This is a genomic window from Delftia sp. WSY_10, from assembly GCF_043104705.1.
Classification (GTDB): Bacteria; Pseudomonadota; Gammaproteobacteria; order Burkholderiales; family Burkholderiaceae_C; genus Comamonas; species Comamonas tsuruhatensis.
Map to the genome: position 1 here is coordinate 102,201 of NZ_JBICKY010000056.1, position 14,136 is coordinate 116,336.

General features: G+C 65.8%; 12 protein-coding genes. 5 read left to right on the forward strand and 7 right to left on the reverse strand.

Annotated elements, in window-relative coordinates; genetic code table 11:
* From ACF8ML_RS23055 to sbcD, 3 genes are all read right to left on the reverse strand, one after another.
* Positions 1 to 609, reverse strand: a complete 609-nt coding sequence (locus ACF8ML_RS23055) for a hypothetical protein (RefSeq protein ID WP_392408114.1) — start codon at positions 607 to 609, stop codon at positions 1 to 3.
* Positions 610 to 703: 94 nt separating this feature from the next.
* Positions 704 to 4,201: an AAA family ATPase gene (locus tag ACF8ML_RS23060; protein WP_392408115.1), complete on the reverse strand. Its 3,498-nt coding sequence runs from the start codon at positions 4,199 to 4,201 to the stop codon at positions 704 to 706.
* Positions 4,198 to 5,475, reverse strand: coding sequence for an exonuclease subunit SbcD (sbcD, locus tag ACF8ML_RS23065; protein ID WP_252653481.1), 1,278 nt, complete (start codon positions 5,473 to 5,475; stop codon positions 4,198 to 4,200). The genes ACF8ML_RS23060 and sbcD overlap by 4 nt, the downstream gene beginning before the upstream one ends.
* A 139-nt stretch (positions 5,476 to 5,614) precedes the next feature.
* On the opposite strand from sbcD, the gene ACF8ML_RS23070 reads away from it, so the two are divergent.
* Positions 5,615 to 6,001 carry a VOC family protein gene (locus ACF8ML_RS23070; protein ID WP_012202828.1) on the forward strand — a complete coding sequence of 129 codons (387 nt, stop codon included), beginning with the start codon at positions 5,615 to 5,617 and terminating at the stop codon, positions 5,999 to 6,001.
* A gap of 139 nt (positions 6,002 to 6,140) precedes the next feature.
* Here ACF8ML_RS23070 and ACF8ML_RS23075 read toward each other — a convergent pair whose 3' ends face one another.
* Both ACF8ML_RS23075 and ACF8ML_RS23080 read right to left on the reverse strand, forming a co-directional pair.
* Positions 6,141 to 6,542, reverse strand: coding sequence for a hypothetical protein (locus ACF8ML_RS23075; RefSeq protein WP_392408116.1), 402 nt, complete (start codon positions 6,540 to 6,542; stop codon positions 6,141 to 6,143).
* A 32-nt stretch (positions 6,543 to 6,574) separates the two neighbouring features.
* Positions 6,575 to 7,216 (reverse strand): N-acetylmuramoyl-L-alanine amidase, encoded by a 642-nt coding sequence (locus tag ACF8ML_RS23080; RefSeq protein ID WP_392408117.1) that lies wholly within the window; start codon positions 7,214 to 7,216, stop codon positions 6,575 to 6,577.
* A 368-nt stretch (positions 7,217 to 7,584) separates the two neighbouring features.
* Here ACF8ML_RS23080 and ACF8ML_RS23085 point away from each other — a divergent pair, with 368 nt between their 5' ends.
* From ACF8ML_RS23085 to ACF8ML_RS23095, 3 genes are all read left to right on the forward strand, one after another.
* A complete protein-coding gene (locus ACF8ML_RS23085; RefSeq protein WP_016449866.1) occupies positions 7,585 to 8,196 on the forward strand; it encodes a class I SAM-dependent methyltransferase in 612 nt (203 codons plus the stop codon).
* A complete protein-coding gene (locus ACF8ML_RS23090; protein ID WP_392408119.1) occupies positions 8,193 to 9,050 on the forward strand; it encodes a tRNA-uridine aminocarboxypropyltransferase in 858 nt (285 codons plus the stop codon). Before ACF8ML_RS23085 ends, ACF8ML_RS23090 begins: the two co-directional genes overlap by 4 nt.
* A 485-nt stretch (positions 9,051 to 9,535) precedes the next feature.
* Positions 9,536 to 10,684, forward strand: a complete 1,149-nt coding sequence (locus ACF8ML_RS23095; RefSeq protein WP_016449864.1) for an acyltransferase — start codon at positions 9,536 to 9,538, stop codon at positions 10,682 to 10,684.
* Between the two features lie 81 nt (positions 10,685 to 10,765).
* Here the strand turns inward: ACF8ML_RS23095 and ACF8ML_RS23100 are convergent, their stop codons facing one another.
* Both ACF8ML_RS23100 and yjjJ read right to left on the reverse strand, forming a co-directional pair.
* Entirely contained in the window at positions 10,766 to 11,413 is a 648-nt protein-coding gene (locus ACF8ML_RS23100; RefSeq protein ID WP_392408120.1) for a DUF924 family protein, read from the reverse strand.
* A gap of 200 nt (positions 11,414 to 11,613) precedes the next feature.
* Positions 11,614 to 12,966 carry a type II toxin-antitoxin system HipA family toxin YjjJ gene (yjjJ, locus tag ACF8ML_RS23105; protein ID WP_392408121.1) on the reverse strand — a complete coding sequence of 451 codons (1,353 nt, stop codon included), beginning with the start codon at positions 12,964 to 12,966 and terminating at the stop codon, positions 11,614 to 11,616.
* 497 nt (positions 12,967 to 13,463) lie between these two features.
* Between yjjJ and ACF8ML_RS23110 the strand changes: the two genes are divergently transcribed.
* Positions 13,464 to 13,913, forward strand: coding sequence for a DUF1439 domain-containing protein (locus tag ACF8ML_RS23110; protein WP_223275342.1), 450 nt, complete (start codon positions 13,464 to 13,466; stop codon positions 13,911 to 13,913).
* Positions 13,914 to 14,136 lie beyond the last annotated feature (223 nt).

Below are 14,136 nucleotides of genomic sequence, written 5' to 3' on the forward strand. Positions count from 1 at the left end.
TCAATCCTCGTCCAGCCCCGGCTCGTCCACCACGAAGCCCGAGCCGTCCTCGTCGCAGAACACGCATTGCTGCAAGAAGCTGTCCATGCTGCTGGCGTGGAACCAGATCAGGCCCTGGTCTTCGTCGCAAAGCATGTCGGTCTGTTCGTCCACGCTGGCGGCGGCAAAGCCGTTCAGTTCCATTTCTTCGAGGAACTGCTCCAGGTCCTCGCAGCCCGCAAACAGCTCATGGTCCAGGCTGCCGATGCGGCCCTTGAAGGCGCCGTGCAGCACTTCCACGAAGGGGTTGCCGCCGGGGTCATGGCCAATGACCATGAAGTGCGCGGCAAACAGGTTCTCGCGCTGGTGGTCCTCCACGTCGCAGTGCTCCGAGCCTGCGCGGAAGTGGTGCAGGGTGCGCAGCCAGGCGTGGTTGTCGCCGGTCTCGTCGTCGGCCTGCAGGTAGTCCTCGCGGTCGGGCGCCGCTTCGAGCCGGTCGAAGTCCAGGCCGTTCTGCGTGATCAGGAACTGCGCGTAGGCGTCGGAGAAGCCTTGCTCGGCCTGGTATTCGCGCACCGCCTGGGCGTCGGGCAGGGCCAGGCCGAAGGGATTGGGAAAGCGCACTTGCATGGAACGGTCCTTGAAAAGGAGTGAACGGCGGCCACGCAGGCCGTGCCCGCAGGATGGTGCAGGCGTTGGGAGGCAGTTTGGTGACAGTTCCGCATCACGAAGAAACCACCAGCCTCGAATGCCCCACGCCACCGCCTTTCTCCACCCGCACCTGCACGGCGATGCGTTCCTTGAGCGCCTCCACGTGGCTGATGATGCCGATCATCTTGCCGCTGTCGTTGAGCCGGTCCAGCGCGGTGAGTGCGATCTCCAGCGTGTCGGCATCGAGCGTGCCGAAGCCTTCGTCGAGGAACAGGGAGTCGATGGAGGTCTTGTGGCTGACCAGGTCGGACAGGGCCAGGGCCAGGGCCAGGCTGACGAGGAAGGCCTCGCCGCCCGATAGCGTGCGCGTGTCGCGCGGGGTGTCGCCCTGCCAGCTGTCGACGATGTCCAGTTCCAGCTCGCCCTCGGGCTTGCGGCGCAGCAGGTAGCGGCCGTGCAGGCGCGACAGGTGGAGGTTGGCCAGGTGCAGCAGGTGGTCCAGCGTGAGGCCTTGGGCAAAGCGCCGGTATTTGTCCCCCTTGGCCGAGCCGATGAGGCCGTCCAGGTGCTGCCACAGCTCGCTGTCGCTGGCCTGGGCCGCAATGCGCTCGAACAGGGCCTGCTGGCCCTGGCGGCGGCGCTGATCGTCGGCCAGCTGGGTGCGGACGCCGCCCAGTTGTTCGCTGAGTGCGTTGCGGCGTTCCTCCAGCGTTTGCAGGCGGGCCTGGATTTCTTCGGGCGCCGCCTCGGTCAGGGCCTGGGCCTGCAGTTGCGCGTGCTCGCGCTGTGCGGCTTCGAGCAGGGTGGCAGCGCGCTGTTGTGCCGCCTGCAGTTGCTGGCGCAGCGCGACCAGGCGCTGGCGTTCGGGTGCGGGCAGCAGGGCCTGCAGGTAGGCGGGTTCGTCGGCAAAGGGGCTGGTGCTCAGGGCGGCCTGCCATGCGGATTCGGCCTGGGCCGCTTCCTCGCGCTGGCGGGCCAGCGTGGCCTGGGCCTGTTGCTGCTGGCCTTGCAGGGCATCCTGACGCCGCGTGAGAGCGGCGATGTCGCTGGCGCATTCGGCCAGGGCCTGCGGCAGCTGTTCCAGGGGCGGCAAGGGCAGGGAAGGCGGCTCTGCCACAGCCGTATCGACGGGATGGTGCTGCGCCGTTCTCTGCACCTCGCACTGTGCCTCCCACTGTGTTTCCGACTGCTTTTTCCAGCGCTGCGCATCGGCCTCGGCCGCCTCGCATTCCTTGCGCTGCAAGGCCATCGATTGGGCCAGTTGCTGCAGGTCGTGCCGGGCCTGCTGCCAGTGCTGCCATTCGGCTTCGCGCGCTTCAAGCCAGGGCTGGGCGTCGTCGGGCAGGGTGTGGCCGGCCTCGCCGAGTGAAGCCTGCAACTGCGCGTTCAGCGCCTGGGCTTCGGCCTGCAGGCTGGCGATGGATTGCTGCAGTTCTTCGCGGCGTGCGCTGTGGTCGGCCAGGGCCTGCTGCTGCAGCGCAAGCTGGCCTTGCGCGGTCTGCAGTGACTGGCGGCTGTGCTGGGCAGCGTCCTTGGCCTGTTGCACGGCCTGCTCGCCTTGCTCGGCGGCCTGCACGGCGCGCTTGAGCGTGTCCAGCTGGCGGGCGCAGGCCTGGGCCGATGCGGCGAGGGTGTCGGCCTGTTGCCAACTGTCTGGCGCGAGTTGCAGGGGTTGCGTGAGGCCCTGCCATGTGTCGTTCCATGTGTCGTGCCAGCGTGCGATGTCCTGTTCCAGTTCGTCGGCCTGGCGCTGGCGCGCCGCCTGCGCGGCCGTGGTGGCGGCCAGCGTGGCGCGGGCGGTTTCGCCCTGGGTTTGCAGGGCGTCGAGTTCCTCCTGCTTGCGGCGCAGCGCGGCTTCGGTGGCCGAGGCGTCCAGCGCTTCGTAGGCGGCCACGGCCGGGTGCTCTTGCGCGCCGCACAGCGGGCAGGGCTGGCCGGGCTGCAGGGCGTGGCGGTGCTCGGACAGGCTTTGGATGCGCTGCTCCTGGGCCAGCAGTTTTTGCTTGTCACGGACCTGTTCTCGCACGTCTATGTAGCGCGTGCGCAGGGCTTGCCAAGTGTCCGTCTGCTGCTGCGCCAGTGCTGTTCCTTCGCGCAATTCCCGGGCCAGTGTCTGTTGCTGGCGCGCAAGTTCGCGGCGCTGCGCGGCCTGGGTTTCTGCCTGGCGCCACAGGTGCAGGCGGTCCTGCTCTGCCTGCTCGCGCGCGCGCAGCTCGGCCATGCCGCCGCTGCCTTGAAGGCGCTGCGCCTGTTCGTCCTGCGCGTGCTGGAGTGCGGCGCTGGCGCGGGCCTGGGCATCGGTGGCGGCTTGGACCTGGGCCGCGCCGGCTTCGACGCTTTGCGCCATGCGGGCCTGTTCGGCATCCAGCTTGCGCAGGGCCTGCTGCTGGTGGGCAGCCTGCTGTTGCTGGCTGGCGCGCAGCTTGAACTGCTGGCGCCAGCTGCCCAGGCGCTCGCCCAGCAGGGCATGGGCTGCATGGTGGGTGCAGAACTGTTCCAGCGTTTGGTGCTCGGCCTGCTGGCGGGCCAGGGTGTCTTGCGCAGCCTGGGCCAGGCGGGCGGACAGGGCCTGGGCATGGCGGTGCTGCAGCAGCAGGCGGGTCTGGGTCTGCTGTTCGTGCTCGCGCAGTTGCTGCAGTTGCTGGCGGCTGTCATCGCAGGCGGCGGTGCTGCGCTGCCAGGCCTGGTGCAGCGGCTGCAGCGCCTGCGCGGGCTCGTCATGGGCCAGGCTTTCCAGTTCTGGCGCGGCCTGCTCCAGTGCCTGTGCGGCGTCTGCGCAGCCGGTGCGGGCGGCCTGCAGTGTCTGGGTGGCCTGGGCCAGTTGCTGATGCCATTGGTGCTGGGCCTGGGTGCGCAGGTAGTCGGCCTGCAGCGTGGCCTGCTCCGTCACCAGGCTGTCGGCCTGGGCCTGCAGGGCATCGCGCGCTTCGGGTGTCAGCAGCTCCACGCCATCGGCCTGGGCCTTGAGCTGGTCCAGGCGCTGGCGGGCGTCGCGGGCGCGTTCGAAGACTTTCTGCGAGATCAGGCCGTAGATTTCCGTGCCGGTCAGCTCCTCGAGCAGGGCTGCGCGGTCGTTGGCATTGGCTTCGAGAAAGGCCGCAAAGCCGCCCTGGGCCAGCAGCATGGACTTGGTGAAGCGATCGAAGTCCAGCCCCGTGATGGCGGCGGTCTGCTCCAGCTTGTCGCGCGTCTGGCTGCTGAGGATGCTGCCGTCGCCCCGGGCCAGTTCCACCTTGGGCGCCTGCAGCGCGCCATCCACCCTGTCGCGTGCGCGGCGCTGGCTCCAGAAGGCGCGGTAGACCTGTCCCTTGACCTCGAATTCGACCTCGGCCAGACAGTCGGCCGTGTGGCGCGTCATGAGGTCGTTGGCGGATGCCGAGATGGTCTTCAGGCGCGGTGTCTCGTGGTACAGCGCCAGGCAGATGGCATCGAGCAGGGTGGACTTGCCCGCGCCCGTGGCCCCGGTGATGGCGAACAGGCCGTTGCCCGCGAACGGTGCCTGCGTGAAGTCGATGCGCCATTCGCCCTTGAGCGAGTTGAGGTTCTTGAGCCGCAGCGTAAGGATCTTCATGCGCGGGCCTCCTCGCCGTGTTCGCCGGCGCCTGGGTGGGGCGCATCAAGCCCGGCCACCACCTCCTGGTAGCGCCGGGTGAGGGCCTGGGCCAAGCCAGGCTCCAGTGTTTCCAGCGCCAGGCGGCGCTCGAAGACGTCGGCGGGGCTGATCTCGTGCAGCGACTCGCCAGCGGCGGCGGCCATGCCGGCCACCGCCCGGCCGCGCTGGCGCCGCACGCGCAGCAGTTCCACGGGCAGCTCGTCGGCCAAGGCCTGCACGCGGTCGGTGAGCTGGGGCAGGTAGTCGTCCTGCTCCACCACCACCTCCAACCACACGGGCCGTGCAGGGCTGCCGGCCTGGGCGGCGGCGCGCATCAGATCCGGCAAGGCGGTCAGGCTGCCTGCCACCGAGGCCATGGGCTGAAAGCAGGGAACGGGCAGCGGCGTGACGGCCTGCAGCCCTTCGGGGCCCAAGTCCACCAGCAGCATCTGCTTGGACTGGCGGGCCTCGTCAAAGCTCAGCGCAATGGGCGAGCCGCTGTAGCGGATGTGCTCCAGGCCGCCCACTTTCTGCGGCTGGTGGATGTGGCCCAGGGCCACGTAGTCGGCGGGCGGAAAGGCCGAAGTGGGAAACGCGTCCAGCGAGCCCACATAGATTTCGCGCACGGACTCGCTGCTGCTGGCGCCCACGGTGGTGAGGTGGCCCGTGGCGACGATGGGCAGGCGCTCGCCGCGTGTGGCGGCCAGCGCATCACGGCGAGCGATGGCGGCGTCGTGCACGTTGCGGTAGCAGGCCTCGATGGCGGCCTGCAGCGCCTGCTGTTTTTGCTCGGCGCTTTGGCCCGCCTGGCTCAGCATCACGTCGCGCGGGCGCATGAAGGGCAGGGCGCAGACGATGCAGCCAGGCATGGCAGGCTGGCCCGGCCGGCGCCGCAGCGGCAACTCCACCACGTGGCTGGCCGTCTCGCCCACGGCGGCCACCACGGTGGTGTCCAGGCAGGCCAGCAGCTCGCGGCTTTCGGCCAGCGTGGCCACGGAGTCATGGTTGCCGCCCAGCAGCAGCAGGGCCACGCCCGCCGCGTGCAGGCGCACCACGAGCTGGCTGTACAGCTCGCGCGCATAGCTGGGCGGCGCGCCGGTGTCGAAGATATCGCCCGCGATGAGCACGGCATCCACCGCCTGGGCATCGACCTGCTCCAGCAGCCAGTCGATGAGCGCAGCGTGCTCTGCCTGGCGGCTCTTGCCCATGAAGTGCTGGCCCAGATGCCAGTCGGAAGTGTGAAGAAGGCGCATGGTTTCGGTATCGCGGTATCGGTCCAATGTCCGCCGGCTCTGGCGGGGGCGACAGTATGGTCGCTGGCGCGCATGGGTGACAGCAGGACGGCTTGCCGCAGCTAACATCCCGGTTCGCATCAACCAAGGAGACACAGGCATGTTCAGCCACGTCATGGTCGGGGTCAACGACCTCGAAAAATCCAAGCAGTTCTACGACGCATTCCTGGGCGCGCTCGGCATTGCGCCGGGCATGGCCAACAAGAACCGCTATTTCTACCGCAGCGCGGGCGGCACGTTTGCCATTTCCACACCGATCAACGGCGAGGCCGCCTGCCACGGCAATGGCGCGACCATCGGCTTTGCGACGCAGTCGCCCGAGCAGGCCGACGCGGCCCATGCCGCCGCCGTGGCAGCCGGGGGCGTGACCTGCGAGGATCCGCCCGGCTGGCGCGAGGCTTCGCCCGGTGGCCGGCTGTACCTGGCCTATGTGCGGGATCTGGATGGCAACAAGCTGTGCCTGTTGCATCGGCCGCCGAAGGCCTAAGTTTCTGACCGTGCCGGACGGTGTTTTTTCGGGGCTGGAGCCCTGACGTCGAAACGCCAAAATGCAAATAGCCGATGTGCCATAGCTGCACTCGGCTGTTTTTATTGCGATTGGCCAACGTGGTGCCGCGCCAGAACAATCACCATTGAAATGGCTTGAACTTGCATTTTGGGCAGTGCAATACCGTCTTGTCCCTGCCCTCCAGGAACAGCGCACCGCCCCGGAACTGGTTGATGCTCCAACTTCCACGGCTGCCATCGCTGAATGCGATTTCGCCGCTTGCATAGCAGGGCGACCAGTCTAGCGTGTAGTGTGCGTCGTTTTCGTTGGTGGTTTTTGCCTGTTGAAAATAACGGCGCACCTGGGAGATGGTCAGGACAAAGTTGGCGCAACTCATCGCTGGGTCTTTTTCGACGGGCGATTTGGCCGCGTTTTCCTGGATGGTGATCTGGCTGATCTTGGGAAGTATCAGTGGGCACAGTGGCGGCTCGAACTCTGAGCCTTTTGTGCATTGATTGGCGGCGGAGGCGGTGCTAGCCATAACAACTAGCAGGGGTAAGGTTAATAGTGATCTCACCATTTTGCTGAAATCGCTTCCGTAGGATTTTTTCTAGAGACTTCTGGGTGCCTGAAAACTTCGCTCATAGATATTCTTAGTGTCAGCGTTAATTCCGCGATAAGCCACTGTAGTGCATTGTTCTGCTCGCTTGTAACGGCCTGATAAGTTTTCTTTTCGTCTGGTATGTTCCCGCCACGAGGAAGTGCTTCACCTACCAATTCAATGCCAATGCTGTCTTGGTTGGCCGGAAATCGTGCTGGAACCTTTTTCAGCATCTCGCGCTTGTTCTCTTGGGCTGGATTGAAGCGTTGTAACGATTTTAATTCAACTGGCGTGCATCGCTTTTCCAGTAAACAACGCGCTTTTATTTTGCCAATGTGCCATGTTTGTTTGTAAAGGGAAGCGGTTTGATATATTGTTCCATCTTTCTCTATCAGGAAATGTGCTCCATTTGCTGATGGGTTTTTGTAACTATCAATTGAAGACTGTGCTGTCGATCCTCCAGTTTGATGAACAATGATGCCATGAATTTCCTTCATTTCACCACGTTCAATGGTGGGTGCGATGGCTCGCTTTATAAGGGAGTGGATTGCTATTCCATTTCTATCAATTATTAGCATTTTAGTACCAATGATGTAGGCCTGCCGATGGCCCATGGGTGTTAATTTGGTATTTTGCTGGATATCGTAATTGCCGTTGATATGTTAGCCATGATGGGTATTGAGTGGTTGGGTTGAATTTGTAAAATTATGCAATCCTGATCTTTTTGTCATATCTCGCAGTTTTTTAGATGTTTGGGCGGCTGTTGTTGTGATCTGATATGCAAATCAGTCTGTCTTGCGGAGTAGCAACTGTCTTGGCTTATGCGGGCGATCAAGAAATTGGTCGACAACCGGACAGGTCCGGCCTCGGAAAAAAGCATCACCCGGCAGGGGCAAAAAACACGCGTTCCCATACCCACTGCCCTCTGCGCCATACTCCCGCCCGAACGCGCCCACCGGGCGCTCACTCCCAAGGAGAATGCGTGCAATCAGCAAGTGACCAGTGGTTCGACGAGGCGTACTACCAGCGCTACTACTTCGACAAGAAGACCAGCGTGGTCGACACCGAGCATGTGAACCGGCTGGGCGCTTTCGTGTGTTCCTATCTGAACTATGTGCGGGTGCCGGTGCGCCGCGTGCTGGATGTGGGCTGCGGCATCGGTCTGTGGCGCGAGGCGGTGCAGCGCCACTTCCCCGGTGCCAGCTACCACGGCGTGGAGTTCAGCGAGTACCTGTGCGGACGCTTCGGCTGGGAGCGCGGCTCGGTGGTGGACTATGCGGCGCATGATCCTGCAGAGCCCTTCGATCTGGTGATCTGCCAGGGCGTGCTGCCCTATCTGAGCCCGCCGGATCTAAAGCGCGCGCTGGCCAATCTGGGGCGGTTGAGCCGAGGCGGCCTGTATGTGGAGGCGGTGGCGCGCGAGGATTACGAACGCGGCGTGATCGATGAGGATCTGACCGATCCGCGCCTGTTCCGCCACCGGGCCGATCTGTACCGGCGCGGGCTGGCCGAGCATTTCAAGGAACTGGGCGGCGGCGTGTGGCTGAGCCGCCGCGCCGAGCTGCCGCTGTTCGAGCTGGAAAGCGTGGGATGAGCATGGAGCTGCCTGACCAGGCTCCGGCGTCTCCGGTGCCCCTGTCCTATTTGCGTGGCGTGGATTCGGGCGTGGCACCGCATGCGGTGTCGCGCCTGCGCACGCAGCGGCTGGCGCGCAGCACGCGGCCGTTCCTGTCGCGCGGCGGGCCGCGCGGCGAGCGCTGCGAGGGTTGCCGGCTGCGGCCTTCGCACTGCATCTGCGCGCTGCGGCCCATGCTGCCGACGCGGGCGGGTTTTTGCCTGCTGATGCACGATGCAGAGCCGCTCAAGCCCAGCAACACGGGCTGGCTGATCGCCGATGTGGTGGAGCAGACGCACGCCTTCGGCTGGGCGCGCACCGAGGCCGATGCGGGCCTGCTGGCGCTGCTGGCCGATCCGCAGTGGCAGCCCTATGTGGTGTTTCCGGGCGAGTTCGTACAGCCGCCGCATCGCGTGGTGCACACGCTGCCGGTGCCCCAGGCCGCGGTCGTGCCGGGCCAGGAGCGGCGCCCGCTGTTCATCCTGCTGGATGCGACCTGGCCCGAGGCGCGCAAGATGTTCCGCAAGAGCCCTTACCTGGACCGCTTTCCGGTGCTGAGCCTGCACCCGGATCAGGTCTCGCAGTACCGCCTGCGCCGCTCCCAGCGCGAAGACCACTTCTGCACCAGCGAGGTGGCCGCCCTGTGCCTGGAGCTGACGGGCGATGCGGGCGACCGGCGCGCGGGCCGCGCGCTGGAGAGCTACCTGGCGCTGTTCACCGAGCACTATCTGCGCGCCAAGAACCAGCAGCCGGTGCAGGCAGACAGTGCCGCGCACCGGGGTCTGCAGGACGCCGTCTTATCCCGCTGTACGCCTGAAGAAAAAAAACGATAGCGGTAAACGCTTGTGTTCATTGGGATTGGCGTCGTTTTGTTCCAAATTGTTGACGGCACATCCATCGCACCGGCCCGGTGTGCGCCGGTGGCTTCACGGGGTGGAATGGGCCAGGGTGCAGCGGCGCCAGCACAAACCTCCTGTTACGTTCTGGCTGCAGGGCGCCTCCCATACTCGCGGCGTGCGAAGAAAGGCGGGTGGACGGCAGGGCGGGGGCATAGGATCCCGGGCTGAATGTCCATCGAACCTCGTCCCCGGGCGGTGATGGCTAGAATCGGATTTCGCTGAAATTCATCGGCCTGGCCCCGCTCAAGCGGGGCTTGTTCGTGCACGCAGGGCTGCCCGTCGAGGTGGCCCGCATCCTCAGGGCGCGCCGCACCGCGGCACGCGGATTGCTGTTCACCGCATCCGCCGGGAACCTTGGGACGTGCCGTCTCTCTTATCGCGCTGGACCATGCGTTGCACCCTTCGGGGCCGGCTGCGCCATGGCCGCGTGCTCCATTTTCTTGGGGTTTGTTCATGGCTCGGGGCCCATTGCTCCGGCGTTGGAAAGGTGTCCGGTTTTGGTGGTCAAGGATTTCAAACTGCGCTACAACCCCGCCCTTGACGGGCTGCGGGGCGTGGCGATCCTGTTGGTGATCTTGTCGCACTCCCATGCGCCTCTGTTTGATGGCGCGTTCTTCGGGGTCGACCTGTTTTTCGTGCTCAGCGGCTATCTGATCACTTCGCTGCTGCTGATGGAGAACGATTCCGAGGGCCGCATCGGCTTCTGGCGCTTTTACCGCCGCCGCTTCTTCCGCCTGATGCCGGCGCTGGCCCTGTTTCTGGCCGCGTACTGCATCTTCGCGCCCATGCTGTGGCCGGACCTGAACGACATCTACTCCGATGCGCTGGTCTCCATCCTCTATCTGGCCGACTACGGCATCGCCTTCTTCGACAGCCCGGACACGCTGCTGCACATGTGGTCGCTGTCGGTGGAGGAGCACTTCTACCTGATCTGGCCGCCGCTGCTGGTGCTGCTGCTGCGCTTTTCCAAGCCGGGCCGCCTGTGGCGCCCCATTGCCCTGCTGTGGGCGCTGAGCTGGCTGTGGCGCGTGTACTGGGTGGACCAGGGTCAGCACTTCTATGAGATCTTCTTCCGCTTCGACACCCGCGCCTCGGGCCTGTTCGCCGGTGCGCTGCTGGCGGCGCTGATGATCGAGCGCCCGGACTTCATCGCTGCGCTGAAGGCGCGCATGCACCACGCCATGTGGGTGCCGCTGGCCGTGCCGCTGTTGATGGCGCTGCAATGGGACAACCAGGACGCCATGGTCTGGGGCATCACCGTGGTGGAGTGCGCGGCCGTTGTGCTGCTGGTGGCGGTGAGCCAGGGCTCGGGCCTGGTCTACGACATGCTGTCGTCGCCCATGCTGGTGAAGCTGGGACGCCTGTCCTATGGCGTCTATCTCTGGCACTACCCGGTGGTGCGCTATCTGCGCGCCGACTTCTCGTGGCCCGTGGTCGTGGTGCTGGGCCTGGCGATCTCGGTGGTGCTGTCGGCGCTGTCCTTCTACACCATCGAGCGCTGGGCGCTGCGCATGCGTGATGGCGAGCGCAAGGGCGGCGAGCGCCAGCCGCAGGCGCAGCCGGCCTGAATGCCGGCAGGGCGCCGAAAGCAAAAAAGGGAACGTTGGCACGTTCCCTTTTTTTGTGGGTGAAGGAGATCCGCTGCGCTCTCAGAACCCTGCGCCGGGCTGGGACAGGTACTGCAGTTCCTCGGGCGTGCTGGTGCGGCCCAGGATGGCATTGCGGTGCGGAAAGCGGCCATAGCGCACGATGACGTCGCGGTGCCGGTGGGCGTAGTCCAGCGTGCCGGCCAGGAACTCGCGCACGCCCTCGCCGACAGCGTCACCGGCCTGGTCGGCCAGGGCCTGGAAGGCGGCCACGCTGCGGTCCTGCAGGGCCAGGTCCTCGGCATGCTCCAGCGGCAGGTAGCAGAAGATGCGGGCCACGGCGGGCAGGTCGGCATGCCGGTCATGGGCCTGGGCGATGCCGTCCAGCGCCAGCTGCAGCGCCTGCGGGTCGCCCGCAAAGCTGCGCGCCGTGCCCCGGAACAGGTTGCGCGTGAACTGGTCCAGCAGCACGATCAGCGCCAGCCTGCCCAGCGCCGTGCCGGCCCAGGCGTCGAGTCGGCCGGCCAGCGCGTCTTCGACCAGGGCGCCGAAGCGCTCGCGGATCTGGTTGTCGGTGGCATCGGACTTGATGAACCACAGGTTCTTGCAGGCCAGGGCGCTTGCATTGTCGGGGCGGGTGGAGCCCAGCCAGTAGCCGAGCACGTCGGCAATGCGGGGGTCTGCGGCGGAGGGGGGTGCAATGCTGGTCATCGGGGGCCCGTGTCTGGTCGGATGAGGAAAGCTTCGATTGTGCAGGCGGTGGCGGGCCGAGGCTGTGGATGGCCGGTTCTACGCAGATGGATAACAGTTTGTGCAGAGGTTTTTCCAACCAATATGCACAGATTTTTCAAGAGGATTTCTATTGGTTATCAACAGGTGGTGTCATTGATTCCATTGGAGGTGATTGAAAATCAGGCGGCAAGGGCATCAAGATTGCTTTCGGCAATACTGCGGAATTCCCCGGAGATGCGCGCATCCTGCGCCACGGCCCGCCAGAAGCGCCGCGCCAGTGCCTGGGCGCGCGGCCATTCGGCCAGCGTGGCGGCCGTGGGGCGCGGGGGCTGGGCGCTGAAGTCGCGCTCCACGATCTCGCCATTGATGGGCATGTAGAGCATGGGCAGCATGTCGTAGGTGGGCGACAGCGCCCAGTCGCCCTGCGGCTGCGGCAGCACGAAGGAGATGTTGCCGTAGTGCCGGTCGGTGTTGGCGATGAGCTGGCCGTAGGCCTCGAGCAGGCGCAGGCTGCGCGCATCGGTCTCGGTGATGAGGCCACGCGCCGCCAGGCGGCTGGCCGTGGCGGCCCAGTTGTCCACCTCGCCCACGTACTGGGCATTGAGCACCTGCAGGGAGACCATGCCTATGCGTCCGGGGTTGCGGTCCGGCGGCGGTGCGCAGCCCGGCTCGGGCTGGCTGCGATCGAAGCGCTCCGATTCGAGAAAGGCCCGGCCGCCATCCATGAACAGCCGCGTGCGCGCGGCGGGCAGGCCGTCTTCGGCCAGGGTCTGCAGCGCCAGATGCTCGCAGACCAGCAGGTCGCGTATGCGCTGCTCGGCCGGCGCGTCGCCTGCCGGGGAGAACTTGACGATGACGCTGCGCCCGGCCGTGGTGCAGCAGAACTTGGGCTGCTCGCCGCCCGCCGACGAGCCCGGATGCGTGCCCTGCATGGCCTGCATGGCCAGGCGCGGATACTCGGCCGGCGACTCGGCGCGCAGCGCGCGGGCGGGCAGGGTGTGGAAGCGCTCGAACGCGGCTTCGCCCACGATGAGGTTGCCCGGCAGGTCCTCGCCGAATCGGGCCAGGGCGCGCAGCACGTCGTCCTCGCCCCATTGGCGCGGGTCGCCGCCCAACTGCAGTTCGGGATGGCTGTGCGCAAACGTGCGGCCGATGAAGCCCTGGGGCCGCATGTCGTCCAGGAACCAGGGCAGGCCGTCGTGCTGCTCGCTGAGGCCATCGGCCTCGTCCACCCAGAAGCCGCCGCCGTGCAGCGCGATCATGCGGCCGAAGGGCGATGCGTGGCCTTCGGTATCCACGCGCATGATGGCCACCTCGGCGCCCACGCCCGTCACCTGGCGCGGCAGCACATAGCGCTGCGTGCGCGCCGCACCCACCTTGCGCACCTGGCCCGACCGGATCAGCGGCGCCAGCGCGCGCGACACGGTGGGCTGGCTCACGCCCAGCATCTGCTGCAGCTCGCGCGCCGCCAGCGCACCGCCCTGGCGGCGCAGTGCCGCCAGTACCTGGGTGGAGAGGTCTTCCAAGGCCATGGGAATCAATTGATGAATGAATAAAAATAAGGGGTAATTTATTGAAAATCAATGATTTATGCAAATCAATGAATGAATATATGAATAGATTCATGCGCCGGTGAAGGGCCGTGCCCAAGGCCGCGGCAAAGCTGGGCGGGCGGGAGGGCCGGCCAGAAGGATTGGGTGATGTTTCCGTACGGAGGGCGGTACTGCCTATGTCCGATGGGCACTCGCTGTGAAGCGCCTTCGCGCAGGTGCCGGGCAACACCCACTGCAGGGACAGGGAATAGCCCCTGGCGGGACAATGCCGATCTCAAAAAACATAGCGCCATGCGTATGGCATGCATGGCGCTTCAGGGTTTCGTGTCGGGCTTTCTGGGGCTTGTGCTGTCGTGATGAATCGCCGCTTTTTGTTGATGGTCCTGGCCGCGGGCTGCAGCCTGGCTGCGACCGGATGTTCGGGAAAGTCCGGGCCTGGAAATGTCTCGATTTCGCGGCAAAGGCTGCAGGAGGTGGTGGCCCAGCGCTTTCCACGGCAATTCCCCGTGGCCGGCATGCTGCAGCTCAAGCTGCATTCGCCGGTGCTGGGATTGCTGCCCGAGCGCAACGCGCTCAATGCGGTGTTGCAGGCCGATCTGTCGGGACCCGTGCTCAAGCAAGCCTATGGCGGCCATCTGAACCTGGACTTCGCGCTGCGCTACGAGCCCACGGACCGCACGCTGCGCGCCCACCAGATCAAGGTCAACAGCCTGGTCATCAACGACCTGGCCCCCGCCATGAGCGACATGATCACCACCTACGCCAGCGCCCTGGCCGAGCAGGCGCTGGGCCAGCTCGTGCTCTACCAGCTGCAGGACAAGGACCTGGCCCTGATGGACTCTCTGAACATGGAGCCCGGCGCCATCACGGTGACGCCGGACGGCCTGAGCGTGGCCCTGGTCCAGAAGCCCGTCGCGCCGCGCTGAGAGCTGCGCCGGGCGGGCGGTGCACGGTTCAGCCGTGCGCCTCCATCCGAGCGCCTCGGTAGCCGGTGCATGGCGGCGAGCGCGGAGACTGGCCATGCAATCTGCGTGGGTTGTCATGACCCGGCGGCAGGGCCGGGTCCGCCGTTATTTGGCGTGCCAAGCATGGCTGGGCGCCGAACGCTACGATGCAGCGGCCATCGATTTCTTGGCGAACCCGTCCAGC

What these genes read in the sequence shown, in the direction of transcription:
- ACF8ML_RS23055 (WP_392408114.1), bottom strand. Translation starts at nt 609, where the DNA reads ATGCAAGTGCGCTTTCCCAATCCCTTCGGCCTGGCCCTGCCCGACGCC.
- ACF8ML_RS23060 (WP_392408115.1), bottom strand. Translation starts at nt 4,201, where the DNA reads ATGAAGATCCTTACGCTGCGGCTCAAGAACCTCAACTCGCTCAAGGGC.
- sbcD (WP_252653481.1), bottom strand. Translation starts at nt 5,475, where the DNA reads ATGCGCCTTCTTCACACTTCCGACTGGCATCTGGGCCAGCACTTCATG.
- ACF8ML_RS23070 (WP_012202828.1), top strand. Translation starts at nt 5,615, where the DNA reads ATGTTCAGCCACGTCATGGTCGGGGTCAACGACCTCGAAAAATCCAAG.
- ACF8ML_RS23075 (WP_392408116.1), bottom strand. Translation starts at nt 6,542, where the DNA reads ATGGCTAGCACCGCCTCCGCCGCCAATCAATGCACAAAAGGCTCAGAG.
- ACF8ML_RS23080 (WP_392408117.1), bottom strand. Translation starts at nt 7,216, where the DNA reads ATGGGCCATCGGCAGGCCTACATCATTGGTACTAAAATGCTAATAATT.
- ACF8ML_RS23090 (WP_392408119.1), top strand. Translation starts at nt 8,193, where the DNA reads ATGAGCATGGAGCTGCCTGACCAGGCTCCGGCGTCTCCGGTGCCCCTG.
- ACF8ML_RS23095 (WP_016449864.1), top strand. Translation starts at nt 9,536, where the DNA reads ATGGCCGCGTGCTCCATTTTCTTGGGGTTTGTTCATGGCTCGGGGCCC.
- ACF8ML_RS23100 (WP_392408120.1), bottom strand. Translation starts at nt 11,413, where the DNA reads ATGACCAGCATTGCACCCCCCTCCGCCGCAGACCCCCGCATTGCCGAC.
- yjjJ (WP_392408121.1), bottom strand. Translation starts at nt 12,966, where the DNA reads ATGGCCTTGGAAGACCTCTCCACCCAGGTACTGGCGGCACTGCGCCGC.